Below are 6336 nucleotides of genomic sequence, written 5' to 3' on the forward strand. Positions count from 1 at the left end.
GGATTTTTTATTTTTACATTATAGCCATACTCATCATATTGTGTCAGAAAATCTGAGTTTTTTCAGTATTTTCATTCCCGTACCATGCCACGCATGCCACGTTAAACCTAATCAACATGAGCTCAAGGAGAAACTTTATTCAACAGGCCGGTCTGATAGCTGCCGGATTAATGGTTAACCCCTCGGGGATTTTCAGCAAAGGAAGAGAGAACACCGTTCACAATATCGGGATCCAGCTATACACATTGCGTGAGCAGCTGGCCAAAGATGTAACGGACACCCTGGTAAGAGTGGCTGCAACAGGCTACAAACATGTAGAAACTTTCTATGGCTATAAAGCGCCGGGGCAGACAGAACAGTTCTGGGGCCTGGACACCAAAGGACTGAAAAAACTGCTGAATGCCAATAACCTGCTTACCCACAGCGGGCACTACCAGCTAAATGATTATCTCACCAGAGGCAACGGTAAAGACGAAGCCCTGAAAGAACAACTGGAAATAGCAGCAGAACTGGGGCAGCAATACCTGGTTGTGCCGGTGCCACCTATGGGTATCTGGGATAAGATGACCGGCAGCGATTACCAGTTTATGGCAGAACAGCTGAATAAAGCGGGAGAATCAGCAAAAAAGTCCGGTCTGAAGATCGGTTATCATAACCATTACTGGGAGTTCAAACAGCAGCCGGATGTGAAGATGTCAGGTTACGATGTATTGCTCAAAGAAACAGAGCCATCGCTGGTAAGTTTTGAACTGGACCTGTTCTGGGCAATCAAGGCTAACATGGACCCTGTAGAAATGTTCAGGAAGAATAAGGGAAGATATGTGATGTGGCATGTAAAGGATATTGATAAAAGCGCTTCAGAGAAAATTGCAGGTGGTGATGCAGATAAACTGACCGCTATGCAGATCCTGCCTAAAGTGAAATTTGCGGAAGTGGGTACAGGTTCAGTAGATTTTAAAAAGATCTTCGCAAATGCCAGCACTGCAGGTTTGAAGTATGCTTTTGTAGAGCAGGATAAGATCACGATCGATCCGTTTGAAAGTATTAAGGAAAGCTATGATTATGTAAATAAGAATTTGCTGAAGCATTGATAGTATCAGGAAGAATTAAACGTATGCTATAGGATATTGCTCCGGTAGCATACGTTTAGTTTTTAGTTAACATGTTCTGTATGAAATATACATTGCTATTGACCCTACTTATATTACCCCTGTTGAGTTTCTCACAGGAAATGGATAAACAGGAAATACTTACTCTTAATGAACAATGGCTTAAATCCTATGCTTCGCGGGATACTGCCACGCTAAGCAGGATATTTGCGGACGATTTCATACTGGTATCTCCCAAAGGAACCAAAATGAGCAAACAAGATGTGCTGACGAACCTCATGGCACCCAATCAGGAAACAGTCAGCGTTCATATTGACAGCGCTGAGGTGAGGCTCTTCGGCAATACAGGACTGATCACTGCTACCACTACTTTCATATTAAGAATTAACGGAAAAGAGATAAAAGGTAAAAATTGCTACTCCGATCTCTATATAAAACGAAATAATAAATGGGTAGCAGTAGCCGCACATGTTACTTTACTAAACATGCAATAGTCCCAAACCTCGTATTGAAGCAATCTCCACCATTGTTTTCTCCGGCACCTACATTTTGCATACCAGGAGAAAACAGGACAGCATAGACGGAATAGATAAGGACAGTTTATTTGAATGACTTCCCACATTTATGAAGAAGATAGCAGATGATTACTGCCGAATATGTTATCATTTTATGACCGGTATGATGTATGCGATAAAAGATTTTACCTTTACCGCTATCTGAAAAGAAATACTATGAAAATTTTAATGGCGGCCCTTTTGCTGACCACAGTGGCATTTGGCGCAGGACCCGGCCCGGAAGATAATACACCCATCAACAGGATACAGGTAATAGGCTCTCATAACAGCTATAAACAGGCGATAGACCCGGCTTTGCTGGACATGCTGAAAAAGAGGAACCCTCAAGCGGCAGAATCCCTGGAATATTGTCATATTGGCCTTTCAGAGCAGCTTTCGCTGGGGCTGAGAGGGCTTGAGATTGACGTTTATGCAGATAGCAAGGGCGGAAAGTATGCGCATCCGCACGGACTGGAGCTGGAAGGTAAAAACCAGGAAGCACCTTATGGTGCAAACGGTGTAATGACGGAACCAGGATTTAAAGTCTTCCATATTCCTGACCTGGATTTCAGAAGTCACTGCCTTACCTTTAAGCAAGGATTAGAGGAACTGAAACAGTGGTCTGACCAGCATAAAGACCATAGCCCAATCTTCATCACAATGAACGCAAAAGATGAAGCAATAAAAGACACCGGATTTACCGTGCCTGAAAAATTTACAGCAGCTACATTTGATTCACTTGATAAGGTCATAACAACTGTTCTTGGCAGGGAGAAGATCATTACACCTGACGATATCAGGGGCAAATATCCCACACTGGAAAACGCAGTACTGACCAATGGCTGGCCTGCTTTGAAGGTCTCAAGAGGTAAATTCATTTTTATCCTGGATGAAAAGGAAGAGAAGACAGCCATGTACTGTAAAGGACATCTTTCACTGAAAGGCCGTGCCCTGTTTGTAAATGTGCCTGCCGGTAACCCGGAAGCTGCTTTTATGATCATCAATGATCCTGTGAAGGACCAGGAAAAGATCCGTGAAATGGTGCAGAAAGGATATATGGTGAGAACGCGCGCAGATGCTGACACCAGGGAGGCAAGGGCAAATGACAAAAGCCATTTCGATGCGGCCTGTCAGTCCGGCGCCCAGATCATTACAACAGATTATTATCAGAAGAGTACTTTTTTCAAATCTGATTATGTGATCAGTTTTATGGATGGGGGTTATGTGAGACTTTCAGAGCGCTGATTTTAGAAGGAGGGGGCTATCGGGGGAATGCAGAAATTTCGTATAGCACTTATCAGCTAACACACGCCATTGCAGGTAATTATCCCAACTATGAAATTGACTATAGCAAACTTCGGCTTACAGAAGGACCGATCAATATGGAGGGGCTTAGTCCTTCCATATCGATAGTCGGTGATGGTTTGCTAGTTAATTGGATACCAGCTTCTAATTACCCGAATAGTACAGATCATGTAATGCTGCTGGCATACGCTCCGGAGCTAAAACAGGCTGTTTATAATCTATGTGGGGCAAAAAGAAGGGCTGGTCAGGAAGTGCTGGAATTGCTCCAGGCTTGGAAACAACAAAGAAGAGAGACTTATATGGCGTTTAGAGGAGAAAGTAATGTACAGTACAGTAATAGTATTTATACTGGGGGCTTCATTTTTTGATAAATAAAGCTAAAATTTCTTGTTTTTTTCGAAAACCTCATCTTCGAATTCAGCAAGTATTTTTGATGGTTTTATGCCTATTGCGAGGCAAATACTAAATAGACTTTCAACTTTAATATGCTTTTCTCCATTCAGCACCTTTAACAGCCATGAATGATCCATACTATTATCATCTCTGGCAGTTGCACGTAATCCTTTATCAGTCTTTTCAAGACTTTTTGATAAAACCTGACCTAACCTGACAGTAATATAATCTTTTAGCTCATTATCCATAGGAGCAAGTTGAGTAAATAGTTAAAAAAATATGGTGGCCGATCGACCACCATATCCAAATTTTCTTTATCTTAGCTGGGAAATAATTTTGCAACTTCAGATATAAGTTATGAAGCTGCATCTTTTAATTCTAGCCAGGAAAATAGGACATTCCTGGAGCGCCGGATGAGAAAGAAGATGACCACAACAAAGCGCGTGGGCCTTTCTTCGCCCGTCTGGCTTCAAATAACAAGTTGGGTACCGTGCGTTTTGTTTGTTAGCCGGTTCCCTATTGCCTCACTTTAAAGGCAAACTCATGATGTTCGAAAGTATTTTCTTCAAATTGTTAGCGTTGACCATTTCATAATTCAATTATCACTTTTTGATATACGCTGTCGAAAAATATATTTCGACCCGGCATTTTACTGTCCCTGTACAGCGGCATAGGTTGCGGCCGTTGGGTTCTTGTTACGGTCTTTTATAACTATATAAGCATTGTCATGAAGAAGGTTATTTATAGTAAAGAAGAAGATTATTTTTTGCAAAGCAAAGACGAATACAAAGCGTATTTAAATGCTGGTAAACTAAAGCCTTCTACCATTGGTATTATGGAAGGTGTAAAGGTATCTCTATATGATGATCCTGAAAATTATTATCCTTTAATAATACCGGTAAAAAAGAGAGCTAGTAATAGAAAAGCCGTACCGGACAATGTAAGTAATTCCTGCAAAGGGATTATGCAAAAAAACAATGAGGTAAAGCCGGAAAATAAGAATGAAAGTTCAATACAGTACCCTAATTATATAATGGATTATAGGGACTACAGCAGTTTTTCTACTATAATAGATTTCAAGCATCCTTATCGAAAGATATTGATGGCCATAAAAACTAAGCCCTTTGTGCTGCTTGCTGGCATTAGCGGTACTGGTAAATCCAGAATAGCAAGGACTATAGCCTATCAGACATGTCCTGCTAACTTACGGACGGTATCAAACAGTCCGGGTAATTTCCTTCTTATACAGGTTCAATCAAATTGGCATGAAGCTACAGAGATCATCGGTTATCCCACACAGATTAAAGGCAAATTGGAATATCGCCCAACTCCTTTTATAAAACATCTGGTTAAAGCCTGGTGCTATCAGGATGTACCTTTTATTTTATGTCTTGACGAAATGAACTTAGCTCCTGTTGAACGTTATTTCTCGCATTATCTGAGTATCCTGGAAAGCCGGAAATATATCGGTAAAAAGCTTTGTACGGATGCGTTTATTACAGCGGCGGAAATAGGAATGTATGTTGAAAGATCAGATGCTTTTTGGGACACGATAGCATTGCCATCTTCATACAGTAATATACGAGAGCAATTTCTTACAGAAGGTATTACCCTGCCGCCTAATTTAATAGTTATCGGCACTGTTAATATAGATGAAACTACCCATACTTTCAGCAATAAAGTACTTGATAGAGCTATGACCATAGAAATGAATGATATTGACATGTATTCCGGCCTTGAAAGTAAAACCTCTCATTGGGATTATCCTGATGAGCCAATAAAGCCTTCCCATTTGCTAAGTTCACAAATTACCGGTCATGAGGCTTATGCAGATAGGCCTGACATTGGTAACAAAGTCATTCCGGAGTTACAAAAAATTAACCATATTTTATGTGATTCAAAGTTCCGGTTTGGCTATCGTGTTCGTGACGAGATCCTATTATACTGTAAGCATAACGCTGATCTTATAGCAGAAAATAATGATAAATATGAATGGCTGTATTCATGCTTGGACGAAGCGATTTTTATGAAAATCATTCCCAGGATATTCGGGAGTACGTCAAATTGTGGAAATGTGCTCAAAGAATTAGTTGATTATACCAGGAATAAGTATAACCAGACCAATGAACGTCTATGCCGGATGCTTGGCAGGTTGGAAAGTTCCGGCTATACGCACTTTTGGTAATTCTAATATTAATAATTAAAAACAGAATCATATGAAAACGTTACAGACCAAAGACAGCGTAAACAAAGAATTACTTCCATTTGTTTACATCAGCTCGTTAGAAATGCCTAATAGACTGAGGGACCAGATTTGTCAGGCGTGTGATTGGAGTCTTCCAACATTTTATAGAAAATTAAGGGGGAGTACAAAAATAAGCCCGGCCGAGAGGAAAATGATTGTTCAGATTACTGATAGGGAACAAAAAAACTTATTAGAAAAAACGGCTGAGCTGTATAAACGTAATCCTTAGTTAGCATTGGGTGTGTAAAATAAACTGTGTCAATAAAACTTAAGTACCTAATAGACCTCGTTACTGAATGATATTTTTTCTGATGCAGCGGGGTATTGATTCCAAAGGTCCAAAAAATATCGTTCAGTAACGAGGTTTTTTATAGTTCCAATTTTAATCTATCAGAGAATATAATCGAAAGCTGAGATACTGTGATACTCCAGTTTTGAAGTGGTTGCGTCCATTTTTTTTGAATATTGAGAGTAGCCAGATAAATAAGTTTAAGTAATGCCATATCCGAGGTGAAAGCGCCTTTGGTTTTGGTCACCTTTCGAATCTGCCTGTGAAATCCTTCTATAGTATTAGTTGTATAAATAAGTTTGCGGATTGCTGCAGGGTACTTGAAAAAAGTGCTGAGTTTATCCCAGTTACGATTCCAGGATTCTAACACAACGGGGTATTTCTTACCCCATTTCATTTCCAGTTCAAGCAGCTGCCCCTCTGCCTCATCCTTGCTCACCG

At 40.3% G+C, this 6336-nt stretch carries 8 protein-coding genes; 6 read left to right on the forward strand and 2 right to left on the reverse strand.

Translation table 11 applies throughout. From position 1 onward, the window contains the following. Positions 1-116 precede the first annotated feature (116 nt). The 4 genes from GO493_RS29545 (at position 117) to GO493_RS31465 (ending at position 3336) form a co-directional block, all read left to right on the forward strand. The gene (locus GO493_RS29545) at positions 117-1091 is read left to right on the forward strand and encodes a sugar phosphate isomerase/epimerase family protein (RefSeq protein WP_157309845.1); all 975 of its coding nucleotides are present in this window, start codon (positions 117-119) and stop codon (positions 1089-1091) included. Between the two features lie 80 nt (positions 1092-1171). Continuing rightward, on the forward strand, positions 1172-1603 hold the full coding sequence (locus GO493_RS29550; protein WP_157309846.1) for a nuclear transport factor 2 family protein: 432 nt from the start codon (positions 1172-1174) through the stop codon (positions 1601-1603). 237 nt (positions 1604-1840) lie between these two features. Beyond that, positions 1841-2908 (forward strand): phosphatidylinositol-specific phospholipase C1-like protein, encoded by a 1068-nt coding sequence (locus GO493_RS29555; RefSeq protein WP_157309847.1) that lies wholly within the window; start codon positions 1841-1843, stop codon positions 2906-2908. A 35-nt stretch (positions 2909-2943) separates the two neighbouring features. Further along, positions 2944-3336: a DUF6266 family protein gene (locus tag GO493_RS31465; protein WP_394350753.1), complete on the forward strand. Its 393-nt coding sequence runs from the start codon at positions 2944-2946 to the stop codon at positions 3334-3336. 9 nt (positions 3337-3345) lie between these two features. Here the strand turns inward: GO493_RS31465 and GO493_RS29560 are convergent, their stop codons facing one another. Then, complete coding sequence (locus GO493_RS29560; RefSeq protein ID WP_157309848.1) at positions 3346-3609, reverse strand: hypothetical protein; 264 nt, start codon at positions 3607-3609, stop codon at positions 3346-3348. 479 nt (positions 3610-4088) lie between these two features. Between GO493_RS29560 and GO493_RS29565 the strand changes: the two genes are divergently transcribed. Together GO493_RS29565 and GO493_RS29570 are read left to right on the forward strand one after the other, a co-directional pair. Beyond that, a complete protein-coding gene (locus GO493_RS29565) occupies positions 4089-5546 on the forward strand; it encodes an McrB family protein (RefSeq protein WP_157309849.1) in 1458 nt (485 codons plus the stop codon). A 31-nt stretch (positions 5547-5577) separates the two neighbouring features. After that, complete coding sequence (locus GO493_RS29570) at positions 5578-5835, forward strand: hypothetical protein (RefSeq protein ID WP_157309850.1); 258 nt, start codon at positions 5578-5580, stop codon at positions 5833-5835. A gap of 139 nt (positions 5836-5974) precedes the next feature. Here the strand turns inward: GO493_RS29570 and GO493_RS29575 are convergent. Next, the coding region (locus GO493_RS29575; RefSeq protein ID WP_198315523.1) for a transposase at positions 5975-6336 on the reverse strand (362 nt) is incomplete at its 5' end.

It is taken from the genome of Chitinophaga tropicalis (assembly GCF_009758205.1).
Lineage (GTDB): Bacteria > Bacteroidota > Bacteroidia > Chitinophagales > Chitinophagaceae > Chitinophaga > Chitinophaga tropicalis.